Origin of the sequence: Neobacillus paridis (assembly GCF_016765675.1) — a bacterium.
Classification (GTDB): domain Bacteria; phylum Bacillota; class Bacilli; order Bacillales; family Cytobacillaceae; genus Neobacillus; species Neobacillus paridis.
On the sequence record NZ_JAESWB010000106.1, the window covers coordinates 1 to 527 of the forward strand.

At 55.2% G+C, this 527-nt stretch carries 1 protein-coding gene; it reads left to right on the forward strand.

Translation table 11 applies throughout. The features are described from left to right. On the forward strand, nucleotides 1-524 hold a 524-nt coding region (locus JK635_RS28100), incomplete at its 5' end, for a hypothetical protein (RefSeq protein ID WP_202653127.1). Between the last annotated feature and the right edge of the window lie 3 nt (nucleotides 525-527).

The window sequence follows — 527 nt, forward strand, 5'->3', positions numbered from 1 at the left end:
AAGGCAATCTTGATCTTGAGCGATTCACTATCCTGCGCGAAGAACTCGGCATCAGTGGCCCGCAGATCCGGGAGTTGACCAGGAACCACCGCCTAAAGCGTATTGAAGAAGTCACCGATGTGCTGTACTTCCGCTATATTTTGAAGAAGAAGCGGGTGCGCAAGGGACTGAGCCTGGTAGTCAATGCGTTGAATGACACGGAAGACAAGTATTTTCTCACCTCGTCCGAGAAGACGGAGCTTGCAGCGCACCGCGAAAAGAAGCGGCAAGCGTCGCAGGAAGCGGAGATTGTGAAACTGGCGTCCGATAACCGTCGCAGCGCGCTGGACCGGTTCAAGGACTGGTGGCCGTCGGTGCCCGAAGACAAGCAGCTCGACATCTGGGGACTGTTTTTGAAAGACGAGATCAGCTTGGCCGTAATCCGCTCAAAGCGGCTCAAATCGTCCACGGTCGACATTAGCCACCCATTGGTGTCATCTGCCTTTCTGGCCTTCGTAGCCCGTGTCGGCTTGATCCCGGAATGACTG